The organism is Pseudomonas sp. SWRI50, from assembly GCF_014269095.1.
Classification (GTDB): Bacteria; Pseudomonadota; Gammaproteobacteria; order Pseudomonadales; family Pseudomonadaceae; genus Aquipseudomonas; species Aquipseudomonas kermanshahensis.
On sequence record NZ_JABWRW010000007.1, the window covers coordinates 182,818 to 202,438 of the forward strand.

18 protein-coding genes are annotated in these 19,621 nt (G+C 62.2%); 7 read left to right on the forward strand and 11 right to left on the reverse strand.

Annotated features, from left to right (window positions below; translation table 11 throughout):
* The gene (gene zwf, locus HU750_RS10600) at positions 1-1,443 is read right to left on the reverse strand and encodes a glucose-6-phosphate dehydrogenase (protein ID WP_186679342.1); all 1,443 of its coding nucleotides are present in this window, start codon (positions 1,441-1,443) and stop codon (positions 1-3) included.
* 103 nt (positions 1,444-1,546) lie between these two features.
* Between zwf and hexR the strand changes: the two genes are divergently transcribed.
* Both hexR and HU750_RS27160 read left to right on the forward strand, forming a co-directional pair.
* Positions 1,547-2,413: a transcriptional regulator HexR gene (gene hexR / locus HU750_RS10605; RefSeq protein WP_027592102.1), complete on the forward strand. Its 867-nt coding sequence runs from the start codon at positions 1,547-1,549 to the stop codon at positions 2,411-2,413.
* A gap of 243 nt (positions 2,414-2,656) precedes the next feature.
* On the forward strand, positions 2,657-2,875 hold the full coding sequence (locus tag HU750_RS27160; protein ID WP_081717438.1) for a PA3496 family putative envelope integrity protein: 219 nt from the start codon (positions 2,657-2,659) through the stop codon (positions 2,873-2,875).
* Here HU750_RS27160 and HU750_RS10610 read toward each other — a convergent pair.
* Complete coding sequence (locus HU750_RS10610) at positions 2,817-3,779, reverse strand: LysR family transcriptional regulator (protein WP_186679347.1); 963 nt, start codon at positions 3,777-3,779, stop codon at positions 2,817-2,819. The two genes, HU750_RS27160 and HU750_RS10610, sit on opposite strands and share 59 nt — an antisense overlap.
* A 189-nt stretch (positions 3,780-3,968) precedes the next feature.
* Here HU750_RS10610 and HU750_RS10615 point away from each other — a divergent pair, with 189 nt between their 5' ends.
* Both HU750_RS10615 and oadA read left to right on the forward strand, forming a co-directional pair.
* Positions 3,969-5,384 (forward strand): acetyl-CoA carboxylase biotin carboxylase subunit, encoded by a 1,416-nt coding sequence (locus HU750_RS10615; RefSeq protein WP_027592104.1) that lies wholly within the window; start codon positions 3,969-3,971, stop codon positions 5,382-5,384.
* Positions 5,385-5,395: 11 nt separating this feature from the next.
* Positions 5,396-7,204 carry a sodium-extruding oxaloacetate decarboxylase subunit alpha gene (gene oadA / locus HU750_RS10620; RefSeq protein WP_027592105.1) on the forward strand — a complete coding sequence of 603 codons (1,809 nt, stop codon included), beginning with the start codon at positions 5,396-5,398 and terminating at the stop codon, positions 7,202-7,204.
* A gap of 132 nt (positions 7,205-7,336) precedes the next feature.
* Here the strand turns inward: oadA and HU750_RS10625 are convergent, their stop codons facing one another.
* Together HU750_RS10625 and HU750_RS10630 are read right to left on the reverse strand one after the other, a co-directional pair.
* Positions 7,337-8,158, reverse strand: coding sequence for an amino acid ABC transporter permease (locus HU750_RS10625; RefSeq protein ID WP_085272153.1), 822 nt, complete (start codon positions 8,156-8,158; stop codon positions 7,337-7,339).
* Entirely contained in the window at positions 8,155-8,976 is an 822-nt protein-coding gene (locus tag HU750_RS10630; protein WP_027592109.1) for an ABC transporter substrate-binding protein, read from the reverse strand. Before HU750_RS10630 ends, HU750_RS10625 begins: the two co-directional genes overlap by 4 nt.
* 105 nt (positions 8,977-9,081) lie before the next feature.
* Between HU750_RS10630 and HU750_RS10635 the strand changes: the two genes are divergently transcribed.
* Complete coding sequence (locus tag HU750_RS10635) at positions 9,082-9,981, forward strand: homocysteine S-methyltransferase family protein (protein WP_033693890.1); 900 nt, start codon at positions 9,082-9,084, stop codon at positions 9,979-9,981.
* Here HU750_RS10635 and HU750_RS10640 read toward each other — a convergent pair whose 3' ends face one another.
* The 3 genes from HU750_RS10640 to HU750_RS10650 are packed head-to-tail and all read right to left on the reverse strand — an operon-like array spanning position 9,982 to position 11,748.
* Positions 9,982-10,653: a GNAT family N-acetyltransferase gene (locus tag HU750_RS10640; RefSeq protein ID WP_186679350.1), complete on the reverse strand. Its 672-nt coding sequence runs from the start codon at positions 10,651-10,653 to the stop codon at positions 9,982-9,984. It abuts the gene before it with no gap.
* Between the two features lie 7 nt (positions 10,654-10,660).
* A complete protein-coding gene (locus HU750_RS10645; RefSeq protein WP_186679352.1) occupies positions 10,661-11,107 on the reverse strand; it encodes a GNAT family N-acetyltransferase in 447 nt (148 codons plus the stop codon).
* A gap of 11 nt (positions 11,108-11,118) precedes the next feature.
* Positions 11,119-11,748 carry an FMN-binding negative transcriptional regulator gene (locus HU750_RS10650; protein ID WP_186679355.1) on the reverse strand — a complete coding sequence of 210 codons (630 nt, stop codon included), beginning with the start codon at positions 11,746-11,748 and terminating at the stop codon, positions 11,119-11,121.
* An 89-nt stretch (positions 11,749-11,837) separates the two neighbouring features.
* Between HU750_RS10650 and pdxR the strand changes: the two genes are divergently transcribed.
* The gene (pdxR, locus tag HU750_RS10655; protein ID WP_186679358.1) at positions 11,838-13,367 is read left to right on the forward strand and encodes a MocR-like pyridoxine biosynthesis transcription factor PdxR; all 1,530 of its coding nucleotides are present in this window, start codon (positions 11,838-11,840) and stop codon (positions 13,365-13,367) included.
* 18 nt (positions 13,368-13,385) lie between these two features.
* On the opposite strand, the gene HU750_RS10660 is transcribed toward pdxR, so the two are convergent.
* The 4 genes from HU750_RS10660 to aspA all read right to left on the reverse strand — a co-directional run bounded on the left by HU750_RS10660 (position 13,386) and on the right by aspA (position 18,350).
* The gene (locus tag HU750_RS10660; protein WP_186679361.1) at positions 13,386-14,489 is read right to left on the reverse strand and encodes a polyamine ABC transporter substrate-binding protein; all 1,104 of its coding nucleotides are present in this window, start codon (positions 14,487-14,489) and stop codon (positions 13,386-13,388) included.
* Positions 14,489-15,532 carry a histone deacetylase family protein gene (locus HU750_RS10665; protein ID WP_186679364.1) on the reverse strand — a complete coding sequence of 348 codons (1,044 nt, stop codon included), beginning with the start codon at positions 15,530-15,532 and terminating at the stop codon, positions 14,489-14,491. Before HU750_RS10665 ends, HU750_RS10660 begins: the two co-directional genes overlap by 1 nt.
* Positions 15,533-15,755: 223 nt before the next feature.
* Entirely contained in the window at positions 15,756-16,748 is a 993-nt protein-coding gene (locus HU750_RS10670) for an AraC family transcriptional regulator (protein WP_027592117.1), read from the reverse strand.
* Positions 16,749-16,925: 177 nt separating this feature from the next.
* The gene (gene aspA, locus HU750_RS10675; protein WP_027592118.1) at positions 16,926-18,350 is read right to left on the reverse strand and encodes an aspartate ammonia-lyase; all 1,425 of its coding nucleotides are present in this window, start codon (positions 18,348-18,350) and stop codon (positions 16,926-16,928) included.
* Between the two features lie 182 nt (positions 18,351-18,532).
* On the opposite strand from aspA, the gene HU750_RS10680 reads away from it, so the two are divergent.
* Positions 18,533-19,465, forward strand: coding sequence for a LysR substrate-binding domain-containing protein (locus HU750_RS10680; protein WP_172960396.1), 933 nt, complete (start codon positions 18,533-18,535; stop codon positions 19,463-19,465).
* Positions 19,466-19,621: the final 156 nt, after the last annotated feature.

Here is a 19,621-nt window from a genome sequence, read left to right on the forward strand (position 1 = left end):
TCAGCTGTGCCAATGCCTGCCCTGGTGCGCCAGCAGGCTGTTGGCCTGCTCAGGCCCGTTACTGCCAGCCGCGTAGGGGCGTGGGGCCTGGAAGTGCTCCTCCCAACCCTTGATGATCGGGTCGATCCAGGCCCAGGCCGCTTCGACCTCATCGCGGCGCATGAATAGCGTCGAATCACCCTCCAAAATGTCCAGCAACAGGCGTTCATAGGCGTCCCAGCGGCGCGTCTGGCCAAATACCTGAGCCAAGTTCAGGTCCAGGTCGACCGGCTCCAGGCGCATGCCCTTGCCAGGGCTCTTGGTCATCATGCGCAAGCTGATACGTTCTTCAGGCTGCAGCTGGATCAGCAGCTGGTTGACCTGGCCGCCGTTGAACAGCTCGTGGGGCACTGGCTTGAACTGGATGACGATCTGCGACGAGCGCCGCGCCATGCGTTTGCCGGTGCGCAGGTAAAAGGGCACGCCGGCCCAGCGCCAGTTATCGATGTGGGCCTGCACGGCAACGAAGGTCTCGGTGTCGCTGTCGTTGTCCACGTCTTTTTCGAAGTAGTACGCCGGCACTTCCTGCCCGCCGATGCGCCCGGCGCCATATTGGCCGCGTACGGTGGTGTCCTGTACGTCCTGGCCGGTGATCGGCTTCAGGGCACGTAGAATCTTCACTTTCTCGTCCCGCACCGCCTCGGCCTCGAACTGCGCCGGCGGCTCCATGGCCACCAGGCACAGCAACTGCAGCAGGTGGTTTTGCAGCATGTCGCGGGTTGCGCCAGCGCGGTCGTAGTAGCCGCCGCGGTTCTCCACACCCAGGGTTTCGCAGACGCTGATCTGCACATGGTCGACCTGGCTGTTGCGCCAGACCGGCTCCAGCAGGGCGTTGGCGAAACGCAGGGCCATCAGGTTCTGCACGGTCTCCTTGCCCAGGTAGTGGTCGATGCGGAACACCTGGGTTTCCTCGAACACCGCGCCAATCGCTTCATTGATGGCTGTGGCGGACGCGTGTGAATGGCCAATCGGTTTTTCCAGCACGATACGGGCCTCGGGGTCGGCCAGGCCGGCGATGCGCAGGTGGTTGGCGATGGGCACGAACAGGTTGGGGGCGGTGGCCAGGTAGAAGATCCGCGTCAGCCCGCCGGGCTCGCCGAGGTAGCGTGCCAGGCGGCCGAAGTCGGCGCTTTGCGCAGCGTCCATGGCGAAGTAGTCGAGCCGGGCGGAGAACCGCTGCCAGACCTCTTCGTCGAAGTCATTACGGGCAATCTGCGCCCGGCAGTGGCGCTCGGCGAGTTTCAGGTAGTCGTTACGTGGCAGGTTGCGCCGCGCCAGGGCGATGATTCGCACGGCGTTGTTCAGGCGAGCCTCGCGAAACAGGTGATAGAGCGCTGGAAGCAGTTTGTGCAGGGCCAGATCGCCGGTGCCACCGAAGACCAGAATGTCGCAAGGAATAGTCAAACCACCACTCTCCACGTTCGTTTAACTGGGCGGGTTGGCGCCCATGTAGTATAACTACAAGAAAGCTACATCCCGGCCAGCCGATCATAACCGAGTCCAGCCCGTGAATCTGTTGCAACATATCGCCCAATCGCGCCACCTGCTGCGCAAATCGGAACTGAAAGTGGCCGACCACGTGCTGCTAGACCCGGCTGCCGTCATGCACAGCTCGATGGCCGACTTGGCGCACAACGTGGGTATCAGTGAACCGACCATCGTGCGTTTCTGCCGGGCGATAGGTTGTTCAGGTTTCCAGGACCTCAAGTTGAAGCTGGCGCAGAGCCTGGCCGCCGGGGCCAGTTTTGGCCAGTTCGCGATCCATGAAGATGATTCGGTCGCCGATTACAGCCTGAAGATCTTCGACACTACCTTGCACACGCTGATGGAAGTGCGCGAGCACCTCGACCCGCAGGCGCTGCAGCAGGCCGTGAGCGCGATGGCGCAGGCGCAGCGTGTGGAGTTCTACGGTTTTGGCGCGTCCGGCGCGGTGGCTGCCGATGCCCAGCACAAATTCTTCCGCCTGCTGCTCAGTGCCGCCGCCTATTCCGACCCGCACATGCAGGCCATGTCGGCGGTCACCTTGAAGCCAGGCGATGTAGCGGTGTGCATTTCCCAGTCGGGCCGTTCCAAAGACCTGCTGATCACCGCCAACCTGGTGCGTGAAAGTGGCGCCAACCTGATCACTCTGTGCCCGAGCGCAACCCCGTTGGCGGAGCTTTCCACCGTCAACTTGGCGATCGACGTGCATGAAGACACCGAGATCTATACCCCGCTGACCTCCCGCATTGCGCACCTGGTGGTGATCGATGTGCTGGCCATGGGCGTTGCCATGGCGCGTGGGCCGAGCCTGGTCAACCACCTCAAGAGCGTGAAGCGCAGTTTGCGCAGCCTGCGGTTGTCGCCCAAGTCGATCAAGGCTACCGACGACTGACCCTCGCGATCATCTGCACGGCCCTTTGTAGGAGCAGCCTGGCGCTGCGAAGAGGCCGGTGAAAACGCCATGAATCTTCGCTGCTATCAATGGCCTCTTCGCAGCACAAGGCTGCTCCTACAGCGGGGGCAATGTCCGAGCATGAAGCCAGCGAAAATTCATGGTTTTGTAACCTCCCCACCGCAAAACCGTAAACCGCCAGCGCCAGTCTGAAACTCCCGCATCCTAACTGGGAGACAGGCAATGGCTCGTGACTTCGACGGTACGTACCAACCCAACGCCAAGGCTCGCAAGCAGCAGGAAAAGGATCAGCGCCGCATGGAGTATCGCCGCGCGATCGAAAGCTACTGCGACCAGCGTCAATTGCTTCGTGACTTGGCCGACTACCCTGAGCTACAAGCACTTACGGTGTGGCAGGCGTCGGCAGCGACTTCCCCGAAAAACGCTCCACAATTGCGCTGATAAGCACGCGTTCGCTGCGGATGAACGCTAAAAATGCCAGGGCCACCGGTGACTGCCGCTTGGCCTTGGCCTGTACCACGCACCAGCTTCGGTACAGCGGCAGTTCCTCCACCGGCAACTCTTTCAGCACCCCCGTGGCCAGCTCCATGTTCAACGCATGGCGGGTCAGCAGGGCGATGCCCAAGCCTGCGATCACACACTCGCGCTGGGCATCGGCCGAGGCCACTTCGAGGGTCTGGGTGAAGTGCACGCGCTTGTCCTTGAAGTACTCCTCGCACGCCTTGCGGGTGCCCGAGCCTTGTTCGCGGACCAGCAGGGTATGAGGCTCAAGGTCTTGCAGGCGCAGGTGCTCGAGTTTGCACAGCGGATGGTCCGGCGGGGCCACGGCGACGATCGGGTTGTTCAGGAACGGCAGGAATTCCAGGCCCATGTCCTGCGGCACCATGGACATGATGATCAGGTCGTCACGGTTGTCCGAAAGGCGCCGGATCGCCTGGGCGCGGTTGACCACCGTGAGCGTCAGGTTGACCTCCGGGTGTCGTTGCTTGAAGGCGGCGAACAGGTGTGGCACGAAGTACTTGGCACTGGACTCGACCGCCAGCTTCAGCTGCCCTTGCAGTGAGCCCTGCATGTCCGACAGTTGCATGTCGAGGCTTTCTAGCCGGCCGAAGATGTCGCGGCTGGCGCGCTGCAGCGCTTCGGCCGCTTCGGTCAGGTAGAGCTTCTTGCCGACGTACTCGAACAGCGGCTGGCCGATCAGTTCTTCAAGCTGGCGGATCTGTAGACTAACGGCGGGTTGCGTGAGCGCCATCTCCTCGGCCGCGCGGCTGTACGAGCGCAAATCGCACACTTCGTTGAAGATCTGTAACTGACGTAAAGTCATACGCATCAAGGACTTACGCATTTTAATCCAGGCTCCGGCAAAACCTTGTTACGGCACTATAAGCTTTTGCTAATACTGCCCCTAACAAATATTGATTTTTGTTTATCGACCTACAGCGCTAGGGTGAATGTGCGACTGGCCAGCAACGTCTGGTCACGCGCCGACCGGTAGAACCGGCTCGACTGTTCCTACGGCTTTGGGAAGACTCCAGTGATAAAAAAAATCCTGATCGCCAACCGAGGTGAAATCGCAGTTCGGATCGTGCGTGCCTGCGCCGAGATGGGCATTCGCTCGGTAGCGATCTATTCCGACGCCGACCGTCATGCGCTGCATGTGAAGCGCGCTGACGAGGCCCACAGCATCGGTGCCGAGCCGCTGGCCGGGTACCTGAACCCGCGCAAGCTGGTGAACCTCGCTGTCGAAACCGGTTGTGATGCCCTGCACCCGGGTTACGGTTTCCTGTCGGAAAACGCTGAACTGGCAGAGATCTGCGCCGAGCGCGGGATCAAGTTCATCGGCCCGGCTGCCGAAGTCATTCGCCGCATGGGCGACAAGACCGAAGCGCGCCGCACCATGATCAAGGCCGGCGTCCCGGTCACACCGGGCACCGAAGGTAACGTTGCCGATATCCATGAAGCCCTGAGCGAAGGTGACCGCATCGGTTACCCGGTGATGCTCAAGGCCACCTCCGGCGGTGGCGGCCGCGGTATTCGCCGTTGCAACAGCCGTGAAGAGCTGGAGCAGAACTTCCCCCGGGTGATTTCCGAGGCTACCAAGGCCTTCGGTTCGGCGGAAGTGTTCCTGGAAAAGTGCATCGTCAACCCCAAGCACATCGAGGCGCAGATTCTCGGTGACAGCTTCGGCAACGTGGTGCACCTGTTCGAGCGCGACTGCTCGATCCAGCGCCGCAACCAGAAGCTCATCGAGATCGCCCCAAGCCCACAGCTCACCCCCGAGCAGCGCGCCTACATCGGCGACCTGGCGGTGCGTGCAGCCAAGGCTGTGAATTACGAAAACGCCGGTACCGTGGAGTTCTTGCTCGCCGATGGCGAGGTGTACTTCATGGAAATGAACACCCGGGTGCAGGTGGAGCACACCATCACCGAGGAAATCACCGGCATCGACATCGTGCGTGAGCAGATCCGCATCGCATCGGGCCTGCCGCTGTCGGTCAAGCAGGAAGACATCCAGCACCGCGGCTACGCGCTGCAGTTCCGGATCAACGCCGAAGACCCGAAAAACAACTTCCTGCCCAGCTTTGGCAAGATCACCCGTTACTACGCACCCGGCGGCCCAGGCGTGCGCACCGACACGGCCATCTACACCGGCTACACCATTCCGCCGTTCTACGACTCCATGTGCCTGAAACTGGTGGTCTGGGCATTGACCTGGGAAGAAGCCATGGACCGCGGCCTGCGGGCCCTGGACGACATGCGCGTGCAAGGGGTGAAGACCACTGCAGCGTATTACCAGGAAATCCTGCGCAACCCGGAATTCCGTAGCGGCCAGTTCAACACCAGCTTCGTCGAAAGCCACCCTGAACTGACCAACTACTCGATCAAGCGCAAACCCGAAGAGCTGGCCCTGGCCATCGCCGCCGCCATCGCCGCCCACGCAGGCCTGTGAGGAACCTAATAATGTCCAAGAAAATCCACGTAACCGACACGATCCTGCGCGACGCCCACCAGTCCCTGCTGGCCACCCGCATGCGTACCGAAGACATGCTGCCGATCTGCGAAAAGCTCGACAAAGTCGGCTACTGGTCGCTGGAAGTCTGGGGCGGTGCCACCTTCGACGCCTGTGTGCGCTTCCTCAAGGAAGACCCGTGGGAGCGCCTGCGCAAGCTGCGCGCCGCGCTGCCCAATACCCGCCTGCAAATGCTGCTGCGCGGCCAGAACCTGCTGGGCTACCGCCACTACAGCGATGACGTGGTCAAAGCCTTTGTCGCCAAGGCCGCCGTCAACGGCATCGATGTGTTCCGCATCTTCGACGCCATGAACGATGTGCGTAACCTGCGCGTGGCCATCGAAGCGGTAAAGGCCGCCGGCAAGCACGCCCAGGGCACCATCGCCTACACCACCAGCCCGGTGCACACCATCGAAGCCTTCGTGAACCAGGCCAAGCAGATGGAAGCCATGGGTTGCGACTCGGTGGCGATCAAGGACATGGCCGGCCTGCTGACCCCGTTTGCCACGGGCGAGCTGGTCAAGGCACTGAAGGCCGAGCAGTCGCTGCCGGTGTTCATCCACTCCCACGACACCGCTGGCCTGGCTGCCATGTGCCAGCTCAAGGCTGTGGAAAACGGTGCCGACCACATCGACACCGCAATCTCCAGCTTCGCCTGGGGCACCAGCCACCCGGGTACCGAGTCGATGGTCGCGGCGCTCAAGGGCAGCGAGTTCGACACCGGCCTGGACCTGGAGCTGCTGCAGGAAATCGGTCTGTACTTCTACGCCGTGCGCAAGAAGTACCACCAGTTCGAAAGCGAGTTCACTGCGGTGGACACCCGCGTGCAGGTCAACCAGGTGCCGGGCGGCATGATTTCCAACCTGGCCAACCAGCTCAAGGAGCAGGGCGCCCTCAACCGCATGAACGAAGTGCTGGCGGAAATCCCGCGGGTGCGTGAAGACCTCGGCTTCCCTCCGCTGGTCACCCCGACTTCGCAGATCGTCGGTACCCAGGCGTTCTTCAACGTGCTGGCCGGCGAGCGCTACAAGACCATCACCAACGAGGTGAAGCTGTACCTGCAAGGCGGTTACGGCAAGGCCCCGGGCGTGGTCAACGAGCAACTGCGCCGCCAGGCCATTGGCAGCGAAGAAGTGATCGACGTGCGCCCGGCCGACCTGCTCAAGCCAGAAATGACCAAGCTGCGTAACGACATCGGCGCCCTGGCGCGTTGCGAAGAAGACGTGCTGACCTTCGCCATGTTCCCGGACATCGGCCGCAAGTTCCTCGAAGAGCGTGAAGCCGGCACCCTGACCCCCGAAGCCCTGTTGCCGATCCCGGAAGCCGGCGCTATTGCCGCACCTGGCGGCGAAGGCGTGCCGACCGAGTTCGTCATCGACGTGCACGGCGAAACCTACCGTGTGGACATCACCGGTGTGGGCGTCAAGGCAGAGGGCAAGCGTCACTTCTACCTGTCGATCGACGGCATGCCGGAAGAAGTGGTGTTCGAGCCGCTCAACGAGTTCGTCGGCGGCGGCGGCAGCAAGCGTAAGCAGGCCACCGACCCTGGCCATGTCAGCACCACCATGCCTGGCAACATCGTCGATGTACTGGTCAAGGAAGGCGACATGGTCAAGGCCGGCCAAGCCGTGCTGATCACCGAAGCCATGAAGATGGAGACCGAAGTGCAGGCAGCGATCGCCGGCAAAGTCGTGGCCATCCACGTGGCCAAGGGCGACCGCGTGACCCCGGGCGAGATCCTGATCGAGATTGAAGGTTGATAAAAACCTTTAGCTAAGAACGGTTTACCTCTGGGGAGCGGATGCTCCCCTTTTTTATGCATTAAATTGCATATTTTTAGCGATGCATGGCGAAGATATGCAATTTAATGCATATCTGTACGATGCCGGCTTTCAGTGCTGATAGCCCTTGCCAAAATGCCGCTCCAGCTTGGCCTGCACCAGTTCCAGCAAAATCGACAGTACCCAGTAGATCACCGCTGCGGTCGTCAGCATCTCCAGGTAGCGGTAGCTGGAACGGCCATAGGACTGGGCCAGGAACATCACTTCCCACACGCCCATCACCGAAATCAGCGACGAGTCCTTGAGCATCGAGATGAACTGGTTGGCGCTTGGCGGGATGATGGTGCGCATGGCCTGGGGCAGGGTGACGTGCCAGAAGATCTGCGCAGGGCCGAGGCCTAGCGCCATCGCCGCCTGGCGTTGCCCGGGTGCCACGCCAAGAATGCCGGCTCGGAAGATTTCGCTGAGGTAGGCGCCATAGTTCAGCGAGAGGGCGATGATGCCGGCACTGATGGCCCCAGGCACCACACCGAGCTGCGGCAAGCCCAGGTAGATCAGCAGGATCTGGATCAGCAGCGGTGTGCCACGGAAGAACGACGTGTAGAAGCTGGCGATGCCCAGTAGCACTGCGCTGCTCGACAGGCGTGCCAGCGCTGCAGCGAAGCCCAGTGCCACGGAAACGACGATGGAGCACACGCACAGGAACAGGGTCAGTGCCGCGCCTTGCAAGAACCCGTTCGGCCCCAGCTTGAACCCCGCCAGATACGGGAATTTCTCGACAATGATCGAAAACTTGAGATCAAAGCTCAGGAAAAACGCGGCAAACAGCACAAACAGCCCAACCCAGGTCAGGTATAGGCGTGTGCGGAATCCGAACAGTCCAGCGCCCGAGGTTTTGGCAGTCGGGCGAGGGGCAGGTTGATGAGCACTCATTTACTGATATCGGCGCCGATCCATTTCTGGGACAGCTTGGCCAAGGTACCGTCGGCCTTGAGCTCGGCGAAAACTTGGCGCAGCTTGGCATCCCACTCCGGGTCGCCTTTTTCGATGGCCACCGAGTTGGGTTCTTCATAAAGCGGCGCGCCGGCCAGTTTGAAGCGTTTGTCCTGGTCGAGGCGGGGCTGGGCGGTGACCAGGTTGGTCAGGATCGCGTCCAGGCGCACGCCGGCACCCAGGCCCAGGTCCTGGAAGGCGACGTTGTCGGTGTCGTAGGGGGCGATTTGCACCATTTCGAAGGGGTAATCGATTTTTTTGTCTTCGTTGCCTTCGATGACCAGGTTCTTGTTCAGGTAGCTCTCGTAGCTGGATGCGCTGGTCAAGCCGACCTTGCGGCCATCCAGGTCCTTGGCCGAATGAATGCGATCGTCCTTGGCGTTGACCACGATCACGGCGGGTGAGGCGTAGTACTCGACCGGGAAATCAAACACCTCGGCGCGCGCCTTACTTGGCGTCATGGAGCAGATGCAAAGGTCGTAGCGGCCACTCCAGCGGCCCGCGGCAATCACATCCCAGGACGGCGTTTCCAGGCGCAGCTTGACGCCCAGTTTTTCGGCGACGGCCTTGGCCACATCCACGTCAAAACCATCGAGCTGGTTCTGCGCGTTCAGGAACGAGAACGGCGGATAGCTTTCCATCAGCACGTTGACCATTTCCTTGCGCGATTCCACTCGGTCCAACGTGGCGCCTGCGAAGGCTTGAGTGGTGGCACACAGGGCGATGAGGCCGGTGCCGAGCAAGGTAAGCAAGCGCATGGAAGTACCTGAAAAAGTTGTTGGACAATCGGTGCTGGGTATTTAATAGTTATAACAAGTTACACACTAATGAATTTTATTCATAAACATATAAGTGATAGTCATATGGGCGAACGATCGCTGGTAATTCTGGATGGCGGTATGGGGCGAGAGCTGCAGCGTCGTGGTGCGCCGTTTCGGCAGCCCGAGTGGTCAGCGCTGGCCTTGAGCGAAGCACCTGAGGCGGTGCTGGCGGTGCATACGGCGTATATCGAGGCCGGGGCTCAGGTCATCACCAGCAACAGCTATGCGGTAGTGCCCTTCCATATTGGTGAAGAGCGGTTCGCCCAGGAAGGGCGCACCTTGGCTGCAACGGCGGGGCAATTGGCCCGTGCGGCAGCCGATGCGGCTGCCGCGCCGGTACGCGTGGCCGGTTCGCTGCCGCCGTTGTTCGGCTCTTATCGCCCGGACCTGTATCAGCCCGAGCGCGTCGCCGAAGTGCTGACCCCCCTGCTGGCAGGTCTGTCCCCCTACGTGGACCTGTGGCTGGCAGAAACCCAGAGCTCGATCGAAGAAGTTCGGGCCATCGGCGCGCAACTGCCCCAGGACGGCAGGCCGTTCTGGGTATCGTTCACGCTGCAGGACGAAGGTGACATCGACGTGCCGCGCCTGCGTTCCGGACAAACGGTCGCCGACGCGGCCGAAGCGATTGCCGGGCTGGGTGTCAGTACGCTGTTGTTCAACTGCAGCCAGCCTGAGGTGATTGGCGCGGCGCTGGATGTAGCGCGCGAGACGTTCGAGCGCCTGGGCGTGGACATCGCCATCGGCGCCTACGCCAATGCCTTCCCGCCACAGCCCAAGGACGCCACCGCCAACGATGGCCTCGATGAGCTGCGTGAAGACCTTGACCCACCGGGCTACCTGAGCTGGGCCAGCAACTGGCGGCAACGCGGCGCGAGCCTGCTCGGCGGTTGCTGTGGGATTGGCCCAGAGCACATTTCGGCGCTCAAGGCCAACCTGGCCTGATCACCCGTTGCGGCAGGCTTCCAGCGTCCTGGCTTGCCCCTCAGGGCGCTGGTTGTCGGCACTCAACCAGCGCTCGAACCCTGCCGCTACCTGTGGCCATTCATCATCGGTAATCGAGTACCACGCGGTGTCGCGGTTGTGGTCCTTGACCACCAGGTGCTTGCGGAAAACCCCTTCGTAGACAAATCCAAACCGTTCTGCCGCGCGCTTGGAGCGGGCATTGGCGTTGTTGCACTTCCACTCGAGCCTGCGGTTGCCCAGCTCGAACGCCCGCTTGCCCAGCAGGTACACCGCTTCGGTGCCCTTGGGCGTGCGCTGCATGGCGGCGCCGAAGGCGATGTGGCCGATCTCGATGCGGCCATGGTCGGGCACGATCGACATCAGGCTGAGAATGCCCTGGGCCTGGCCGGTGGGGCGGTCGATGACGGTATAGAACAACGGGTCGGTGCTGGCGGCATGGCCCTGCAGCCAGCGGTCGAAGGCGCTGCGTTCCGGGAATGGGCCATAGGGCAGGTAATCCCACAGGACTGGGTCGGCATTCGGGCCTTGCAGTACGTCCCAGAGGTCGTCGCCGTGGCGCGCCGGGTCGAGTTTTTCCAGGCGGATGAAGTGGCCCTCGATGGGCGCTGCCGTGGGCGCGGTGGCGGGTTTCCAGTTCAGTGCGTCAGTCATGTCGTGCCTACAGCCCTTTGCGGAATTGAATGAAGCCCGGCCGCTCGGCGACCTGTTGGTACAGGCTGATGGCGGTGGCGTTGGTCTCGTGGGTCAGCCAGTGCACCTTAGCGCAGCCGGCAGCCTTGGCAGTGGCATAGACATGCTCGATCAGTTGGCGGCCGATGCCCAGGCCACGTTGCGTGTTATCCACATAAAGGTCCTGCAGGTAGCACGAATTTTCGATGCTCCAGTTGGAACGATGATAGATCCAGTTGACCATTCCTACGGCCTTGCCATCGACCCAGGCCAGGGCCGAGTGGGTGGGCTCGTTGGGGTCGAGCAGGCGCTGCCAGGTGTTGGCGCTGACCGCTTCGGCCAATTCGGTCTCATAGAAGCGCAAGTAAGCCTGCCACAGGGCAAGCCAGGCTGCATGGTCGTTGGCGCTGACGGGGCGCAGGGTGACGCTGGGCATGGGCTTTTCCTTCAGAGTTGGCGCATGTGCGCCGCCAGTTGGTTGTCAGGGTAGTCGGCACTGCCGCTCAGGCCTTCACGCACGCCTGCGATGTCCTCGGCCGAACGGTTTTGGCTGAGCTTGCGGGCGCCTTGCAGGCGGGCGATCGGCAGGCGTATGCCGACAATGGCGCGCAGCATGCCGTCGATGTAGTCGCTGGGGGCGTCGGAGACCTTCCAGGGTTCACTGCGGCCCTGCTCGTGACGGTCGGTCAGGCGGCTGACGATCTGCAGCAGGGGCGCGGCTTCGTGGATCACTTCAACCGGGCCGTAGGCGTGCACCGCCAGGTAGTTCCAGGTCGGTACCACCTTGGGGTTCTCGGCCTTGCTGGGGTAGTAGCTGGGGCTGACATAAGCGTCAGCGCCGGGGAACACCAGCAGCGCTTCAGTGCCTTGCGCCAGGTCTTTCCACTGAGCATTGGCCCGCGCCAGGTGCGCGTAGACCGTGCCGAACTCGCCTTGCTCGGGGTCGATCAACACCGGCAGGTGGGTGGCCAGCAGCCCGTGTTCGCCGTGGCTGATAAGCACGGCAAGGCGAGTAGCGGCCATATGCTGGTGCAGGCGATCGAGGTCGTGTTCCTGGTGGGGCTTGCTGTTGTACATGGTGGGTTCCTTGTCGAATGGCTCCATCCTAGGCAGGCTATTGGTTCTGTGTAAGATCCATTTATGACTGATTTGACAGGTCCAATACGGTGAACAAGCGCCCCCTCATCTTGCCCTTCGACCCCGCTGGCATCGTGCTGGACCGCCAGCGAGGGCTCAGCCAGCAGCTTTACCAGGCCTTGCGTGCACGGGTGCTGGATGGGCGCTTGAGCAGCGGTACGCGGTTACCGGCCAGCCGTGACCTGGCAGCCATCCTCGCGCTGTCGCGCAACACTGTGGTGCGTGCCTACGACCAGTTGTATGCCGAAGGGTATATCGAGAGCCGGGTGGGGGACGGCACCTATGTCACCCAGCTCGATAAACTATCCACACAACTGTCCACAGGGTTATCCCTAGGGTTATCAACAGGTTTATCCACATTTTCCTCAGAAAAGACTGAGGATTTATCCAGCTGTGAGCGCACCAGCGAGCCTTTGGAGCGTCTGAAAAGTAACCATTTGCCGCCTCCCAGAAGTGGCGCGCCGCGCGCATTCCGGGTGGGCATTCCTGCCTTCGATCTGTTCCCGTTTGACGTCTGGGCCAAGCTGCAAGCGGGTTTCTGGCGTAACCCGGACCCTGCGCAGCTGGGCTACGGTGAACCGGCAGGTGAGCTGCAGCTGCGCGAGCTGATTGCCACCTATTTACGCCGTTCGCGGGGCTTATCGTGCACGGCTGAACAAATTGTGATCACCAGTGGTGCACAGCAGGCCATCAGCCTTTGTGCACAGTTGCTGTTGCAGCCTGGCGAGGGGGTGGCTGTGGAAAACCCGGGCTACCGGGCCGCCGGGCATACCTTCGCCGTGGCGGGTGGCAGGGTGATGGGCGTGCCAGTGGATGACGAGGGTATGGATTGCCAGCGGCTGATGCAGCTGGCGGACTGCCGCTTGGCCTATGTGACGCCGGCCCACCAGTACCCGACCGGGGTAACCATGAGCCTGGCACGGCGCCTGGCATTGCTGGCCTGGGCCGAGCGTAGCGATGGTTGGATCATCGAAGACGATTACGACGGCGAGTACCGCTACCGCGGTGCGCCATTGGCACCGCTGGCGGCATTGGACCGGCAGGGGCGGGTGCTGTACATCGGCACGTTCGGCAAGATTGCCTTCCCCGCGTTACGCCTGGGCTACCTGGTGCTGCCTGGGCGCCTGGTGCAGGCCTTCAGCCAGGGGCGGGCGTTGGCCATGCGGCATTCGGAGGTCAGTAGCCAGTGTGTGATGGCCGAGTTCATGGCCCAAGGGCATTTCCAGCGGCACATACGGCGTATGCGCCGGGCGGCGTTGAGCCGGCGCAACGTGCTCAAGGCGGGCTGGCCTGTGGATGTTCCAGGCTTGGGCGCCATGCCGGAAGTGGCGGCAGGACTACACGTGAAGGTGGATGTGGATAACTTTGCGCGGGAACAAGCCTTGGTCGCCAAGGCTGAAGCGGTTGGCGTTGAGGTGAATCCACTGAGTAGTTACTGGTTGGATGACAGCGAGGTGCCTGTGGATAAGCGGGCAGGGTTGGTGCTGGGGTTTGCGGCCGTGCCGGAAGGCGACATCGCCAATGCACTGATGCGATTGCGCAGTGCCTGGCGAATGTGAGCTGTGGCCTACATACATTTAGGTGCCGGACTTGATGCGCGTCCAGGCCCTGGTGCGCGCGCGCTCGGCATCGCGTGGCAACGGCTTGAGGGTGTACAGCTTGGCCATCGCTTCCGCCGTCGGGTAAAGGTTGGGGTTATTGCGAATCGCCGGGTTCACCTTCTCGGTGGCGTCCTTGTTCGGGTTCGGATAGCCGACAAAATCACTGATCGGCGCAATCACCTCCGGGCGCAGCAGGTAGTTGATGAAGGTGTGGGCGTCTTCGGCGTTGGCGGCGTTTTTCGGAATGGCCAGCATATCGAACCAGATCGGCGCACCTTCCTTGGGCAGGCGCATGTCGACCACCACGCCATTCTTCGCATCGCGGGCCCGGTTGGCGGCCTGCGAGAAGCTACCGCTGTAGCCCACCGCCACACAGATGTCGCCGTTGGCGATGTCGGCCATGTACTTGGAGGAATGGAAATACGTCACGTGCGGGCGAATCTTCAGCAGCAGCTCCTCGGCCTTCTTGTAGTCGGCCGGCTTGTCGCTGTTGGGCGGCAAGCCCAGGTATTGCAGGGCCAGTGGCAAGATCTCCGAGGGCGAATCGAGCAAGGCAACGCCGCACTGCTTGAGCTTGGCGATGTTCTCTTCCTTGAAGATCAGGTCCCAGCTGTCAACAGGCGCGTTCTCACCCAGCGCAGCCTTGACCTTGGCCGGGTTGAAGCCGATCAGCACGGTGCCGTACATGTAGGGCACGGCAAACGTGTTGCCGGGGTCGTTGGCCTCGATCAGCTTCATCAGTGCCGGGTCCAGGTGTTGCCAGTTCGGCAGCTTGCTGCGGTCCAGTGGCTGGAACACGCCAGCCTCGATCTGCTTGGCAAGGAACACGTTGGACGGCACCACCACGTCATACCCGGAGTTGCCGGTCAGCAGCTTGGCTTCCAGTGCCTCATTGGTGTCGAAAATGTCGTAGATCAGCTTTACGCCGCTGTCTTTCTGGAAGTCGACCAAGGTCTGCGGGGTGATGTAGTCGAACCAGTTGTAGACCCGCAGGGTGCGCTGTTCGGCCTGGGCCTGCAGGGCGCCGGTGAACAGGGTGGCAGCGATGATCGGGGCGAGCAGACGCTTGAGTCGGGCCATTATCGGGCTCCTGGCTGGGCGCGCTGGAAACCTTCCAGCACATTGACCGCATTGATGCCGATTTCTTCCACAGCGTAGCCGCCTTCCATCACGAACAGGGTCGGCTTGCCGAGCTGGGCGATGCGTTTGCCCATTTCCAGGTAGTCAGGGCTGTCTAGCTTGAACTGGGAGATTGGGTCGTCCTTGAAGGTGTCCACCCCGAGCGAGATCACCAGCACATCGGCGTCGTAGGCAGCGATGCGCTGGCACGCGTCTTCCAGCGCTGCGCTCCAGGCGGCCCAGTCACTGCCGGCCGGCAACGGGTAGTTGATGTTGCAGCCTTCACCTGCGCCTTCGCCCGTTTCGTCGGCATAGCCAAGGAAGAACGGGAATTCGTCCTGCGGGTCGCCGTGGATCGAGGCGAAGAACACATCGCTGCGGCTGTAGAAGATGTCTTGGGTGCCGTTGCCGTGGTGATAGTCGACGTCGAGGATGGCGACTTTGGCGCGGCCTTGGTCCAGGAAGGCCTGGGCAGCGATGGCAGCGTTGTTCAGGTAGCAGTAACCGCCCATGACTTCGCCGGCGGCATGGTGCCCCGGTGGGCGGCACAGGGCGAACGCCGCATGGGCGCCTTGCTGGATGGCGGCCTGGGCCGTGAGCGCGACCTGGGCGGCGCTGTAGGCGGCTTGCCAGGTACCGGCAGTAATCGGTGCACCGGCGTCGAAGCTGTAGTAGCCAAGCTCGCCATGCAGGCCGGTGGGTTTAACCTGGCGCAGGGTGCGGGCTGGCCAGGTGAAAGGCAGCAGGTCGCCTTCGTGGCCCAACGCGGCCCAGCGCGCCCAAGCGCCTTCAAAGAAGTCCAGGTAGTCGGCGCTGTGGACGCGCAGCAGCGGCGCGCGGCCGAAGTCGTCCGGCGCCTTCACGTCGCCCAGCTGGCGCTTGTTCACTTGATCGAGCACATGGTCGGCGCGCGAAGGCATTTCGAAGCAGGGCATCAGCTTGCCGTCGATCAGCTCGCAGCGGCCGTGGTGCAGGCGGTGGTCATCGGAATAGATCGTCAGCATTGTTGTTCTCCGGTTGGACTGGCGTGGGCCCATTTTCAGGGGCAGCCCGGTAGCGGAGAACGACGCAAACGGCCAAAAGGGGATCGATGTGGCCAAGGTCGCTGGCCGGGTTTAATGTGCCGGCCTTTTCGCGGGCAAGCCCGCTCCCACAGGTACACCACAATATCCCAGAGTTGTGGAGATCCTGTGGGAGCGGGCTTGCCCGCGAAGAGGCCCGCCCAGGTCAACCGCGAAAGTGGCTGGGCGCCACGCCACTCCAGCGCTGGAACGCATGGCGGAAGCTGGCCGTTTCGCTGAACCCCAAGGTTTCGGCAATCCGGTAGATCGGCATCTGCTCATCGGCCAACAACTGCTTGGCCCGCTCAAAACGCAGCTCATCGAGCAGCTGTTGATAACTGCTGCCCAGCGCCTGCAGGTGCCGGCGCAAGGTCCGCGATGAGCAGTTCATCTGCCGCGCCAAACCCTCAAGCCCCGGCGCTGCGTCCAGTTGCTGGGCCAGCAGCTGGCGTATCTTGCCCAGCCAGGCCTGACGCCCTGTGAACTCGAGGTTCAGGCGTCGGCAGCGCTCGCTCATGGCTTTGTGGGTAATGGGGTCGGCCAACGGTAGCGGGGTATCCAGCCAGCGCCGCTCGAAGGCAAACGCGTTGTCCTCGGCCTCGAAGCCGATTGGGCATTGGAAGGCACGGGTATAGAGGCTGTGGTAGCCCGGCCGGGCATGCTCGAAGCGGCTGCCGAGCAGTGGCAGGGGCCGGCCCAGCAAGTCGTCGCAAATCACTTTAAGCGAGACCAGGCAGAACTCTGCATTGAAAGCAGTCAGCGCCGGGCTGTCGCGGTAATCGCTGGCGCTGAGCCAGACACGCTGGCCGTCGTCGATCAGGCGCAGTTGGAAGACTGTTCCCAGCAGTGCCGGAAAGCGCAGCGCCAGGCGCAAGGCGTCACCCAAAGTGGCACTGGAGAGCAGGGCGTAACCGAGCATGCCATAGCACGACACGTGCATGCGCTGGCCCAGCTCCAGGCCGATGTCTTCGCGCCGGGCGACGGCATTGGCACACACCTGCAGCTCTTGCTGGGTGGTGATGCGCGCGTCTGCATGCCCCAGGTCCGCCGGGCCGATGCCACTGCCGGCGAGCAAGGCCGAAGCCTCGCAACCCTCTGCCTGAAAGACGTTGAGGATCAGCGAAACCGCGTTGAGGGTGGTCAGGTGGCTGTGCAGCATGCTCGGTATCCCGTTGGTTGGGATGCATTATGGAGCAAGTTGTGTGCCGCAAACCTGGGGCAGCGCAACCGCGCTAGATCATGCAGGCAAAAAAAAGGCCCGATGCATGCGCTCGGGCCTTTGAAAGGTTGAGAGGTGTCTAGTCCCTCGACCTGGTGAGACAGTTGAAGCGGTCGGTTACGCCTTCAGCGGAACCAGACGCGGTGCAATCATGTTTTCTGGGCGCAGGATGTCGTTGAGCATCTCTTCGTCCAGCAGCTTCTCTTCGCGTACCAGTTCCAGCACACCGCGGCCTGTTTCCAGAGCAACACGGGCGATACGGGTGGCGTTTTCGTAGCCGATGTAAGGGTTCAGGGCGGTGACCAGGCCGATCGAGTGCTCGACCAGTTCACGGCAGCGCTGTTCGTTGGCAGTGATGCCGACGATGCAGTGCTCGCGCAGCATGTCCATGGCGCGCTGGAGCAGGCGGATCGAGTCGAAGATCTTGTAGGCGATCAGCGGCTCCATCACGTTCAGCTGCAGCTGGCCACCTTCGGCGGCGACGGTCAGGGCCAGGTCGTTGCCCATGATGGCGAAGGCCACTTGGTTGACGGCTTCCGGGATAACCGGGTTGACCTTGCCTGGCATGATCGAGCTGCCTGGCTGACGCGCTGGCAGGTTGATCTCGTTGATGCCGGTACGCGGGCCGCTGGACAGCAGGCGCAGGTCGTTGCAGATCTTCGACAGCTTGACCGCGGTACGCTTGAGCATGCCGGAGAACAGCACGAAGGCGCCCATGTCGGAGGTGGCTTCGATCAGGTCGGCAGCCGGGACCAGCGGCTGGCCGCTGATGGTTGCCAGGCGCTGTACGGCGAGCATCTGGTAGCCCGGGTCGGCATTGATGCCGGTACCGATGGCAGTACCACCCAGGTTGATTTCGGTCAGCAGCTCCGGCGCCAGCGAACGCAGACGGTTGAGGTCTTCGGTCATGGTGGTGGCGAAGGCGCGGAATTCCTGGCCCAGGGTCATCGGCACGGCGTCCTGCAGCTGGGTACGGCCCATCTTCAGTACGTGGTCGAACTCTTTACCTTTGGCGGCGAAGGCCTGGATCAGGCTGTCGAGGCTGGCGAGCAGGGCGTCATGACCCAGCAGCAGACCCAGACGGATCGCAGTCGGGTAGGCGTCGTTGGTCGACTGCGCCATGTTCACGTCGTTGTTCGGGTGCAGGTACTGGTACTCACCCTTCTGGTGGCCCATGGCCTCCAGCGCGATGTTGGCGATGACTTCGTTGGCGTTCATGTTGGTAGAAGTACCAGCACCGCCTTGAATCATGTCCACCACGAACTGCTCGTGGTAGTCGCCTTTGATCAGCCGGCCGCAGGCGGCGCTGATGGCGGCGTGCTTGGCATCGCTCAGGTGCCCCAGCTCTCGGTTGGCGTCAGCAGCAGCCTGCTTGACCATCGCCAGGCCCACTACCAGTTTCGGGTAGTGCGACAGCGGAACACCGGAGAGGTGGAAGTTGTTGGCAGCGCGCAGGGTCTGGATGCCGTAGTAGGCATCAGCAGGAACTTCAAGGGTACCCAGCAGATCTTTTTCGACGCGGAACGATGCAGCGGCAGACATGATGTATATCATCTCGAATTTGACCCGGCACATGCCGGAATGGCGCTAATCCTAGGCCCGAAGAGGATTTTGCGGCCAATGCTGTTGCACGCTAACCTATGCACAAACGGCATAGTGTTTCATGTGACGCCAATTGACATTCGAGCGTGTTCCATTTTGGTGCATGCCGGGAGATGTGCTTCGTGAACCTGGAAAGCAAATGGCTGGAAGACTTCAGCGCCCTGGCTGCCACGCGCAGTTTTTCGCAAGCGGCAGAGCGGCGCTTCGTCACTCAACCGGCCTTCAGTCGACGTATTCGCAGCCTCGAAGCAGCCTTGGGCCTGCAGCTGGTGAATCGTTCCCGCACGCCGATTGAACTGACCGAGGCCGGGCAGCTGTTTCTGGTCACGGCGCGCACCGTTGTCGACCAGTTGAGCGAAATTCTGCGCCACTTGCACCACCTCGAAGGTGGCCAAGGCGAGGTTATCCAAGTGGCGGCGGCGCACTCCCTGGCGTCGGGGTTTTTCCCACGTTGGGTGGCCCAGTTGCGCAACGACGGGTTGAACATTGCCACCCGTCTGGTGGCGACCAACGTGGGTGATGCGGTGCATGCCCTGCGCGAAGGCGGTTGCGACCTGATGCTGGCCTTCTATGACCCCGATGCCGCGCTGCAGATGGATGCCGAGATCTTCCCGTCGCTGCACATGGGCACCACCGAAATGTTGCCGGTGTGTGCTGTGGATGCCGACGGCCAGCCCTTGTTCGATCTGGAAGGCGAGGGCAGCGTGCCACTTTTGGCCTACACCGCCGGTGCCTTCCTCGGCCGTTCGGTGAACCTGTTGCTGCGCCAGCGCAACCTGCGCTACACCACTGTTTATGAAACCGCCATGGCCGACAGCCTCAAGAGCATGGCGCTGGAGGGCATGGGCATTGCCTGGGTGCCACGCCTGTCGATGCGCGGCGAGCTGGAGCGGGGTGAGCTGGCCATCTGCGGTGGCAGCCAATGGCACGTGCCCCTGGAAATCCGCCTGTACCGCTGCGCCCTGGTGCGTAAGGCCAACGTGCGCTTGTTGTGGCGCAAGCTGGAGGGGGCGGCGGCGGTTGACCCAAAAGTCAGCCAAAGCCCCGAAAAATAAGGCCGACAGTTGGTCGCCGGGGGTGCCAGCATCGCCCAGGGTTACGGTATACTGCGCGGCCTTTAGACCGGATAGCTCCGGTCCTGATCAGCAAACAAGCCACGCCGGTCGTCCCGCGTGGCTTGTTGTTTTTTGACGCGCCCAAGGGCGCACAAG

Bases quoted from the DNA above. Each gene is read 5' to 3' on its own strand.
- HU750_RS10645 (WP_186679352.1), bottom strand. From the start codon at position 11,107: ATGCCCAGCGTCACCCTGCGCCCCGTCAGCGCCAACGACCATGCAGCC.
- HU750_RS27160 (WP_081717438.1), top strand. From the start codon at position 2,657: ATGGCTCGTGACTTCGACGGTACGTACCAACCCAACGCCAAGGCTCGC.
- HU750_RS10635 (WP_033693890.1), top strand. From the start codon at position 9,082: ATGGGCGAACGATCGCTGGTAATTCTGGATGGCGGTATGGGGCGAGAG.
- HU750_RS10670 (WP_027592117.1), bottom strand. From the start codon at position 16,748: ATGCTGCACAGCCACCTGACCACCCTCAACGCGGTTTCGCTGATCCTC.
- aspA (WP_027592118.1), bottom strand. From the start codon at position 18,350: ATGTCTGCCGCTGCATCGTTCCGCGTCGAAAAAGATCTGCTGGGTACC.
- HU750_RS10610 (WP_186679347.1), bottom strand. From the start codon at position 3,779: ATGCGTAAGTCCTTGATGCGTATGACTTTACGTCAGTTACAGATCTTC.
- HU750_RS10625 (WP_085272153.1), bottom strand. From the start codon at position 8,158: ATGAGTGCTCATCAACCTGCCCCTCGCCCGACTGCCAAAACCTCGGGC.
- HU750_RS10665 (WP_186679364.1), bottom strand. From the start codon at position 15,532: ATGCTGACGATCTATTCCGATGACCACCGCCTGCACCACGGCCGCTGC.
- HU750_RS10650 (WP_186679355.1), bottom strand. From the start codon at position 11,748: ATGTACAACAGCAAGCCCCACCAGGAACACGACCTCGATCGCCTGCAC.
- HU750_RS10660 (WP_186679361.1), bottom strand. From the start codon at position 14,489: ATGGCCCGACTCAAGCGTCTGCTCGCCCCGATCATCGCTGCCACCCTG.
- HU750_RS10630 (WP_027592109.1), bottom strand. From the start codon at position 8,976: ATGCGCTTGCTTACCTTGCTCGGCACCGGCCTCATCGCCCTGTGTGCC.
- HU750_RS10640 (WP_186679350.1), bottom strand. From the start codon at position 10,653: ATGACTGACGCACTGAACTGGAAACCCGCCACCGCGCCCACGGCAGCG.
- oadA (WP_027592105.1), top strand. From the start codon at position 5,396: ATGTCCAAGAAAATCCACGTAACCGACACGATCCTGCGCGACGCCCAC.